At 49.1% G+C, this 230-nt stretch carries 1 protein-coding gene; it reads right to left on the reverse strand.

The window, feature by feature from the left end; all coding sequences use genetic code 11:
• The coding region (locus tag A3709_RS15730) for a S8 family serine peptidase (protein WP_156507801.1) at positions 1–230 on the reverse strand (230 nt) is incomplete at both ends.

A 230-nucleotide genomic window follows, 5' to 3' on the forward strand; every position in this document is an offset into this window, starting at 1 on the left:
AAATAACATATGGGACGTTAGCGGGCACGCCTATAGTCATGTTGTCTGGACCCTCGTTGCCGGCCGCAGTGATCACAACAATGCCGTCACGCCACGCCTTCATCACCGCGATGTTTATCGGATCTTCCCAGTAATGACTCTGAACCTCAGCACCAAACGAGAGATTTAGAACATCTATGCCGTGATAGTCTTTGTTATCTACGACGTATTGAATGGCAGACAAGACGTCC

The organism is Halioglobus sp. HI00S01, from assembly GCF_001635445.1.
GTDB classification, from domain to species: domain Bacteria; phylum Pseudomonadota; class Gammaproteobacteria; order Pseudomonadales; family Halieaceae; genus Halioglobus; species Halioglobus japonicus.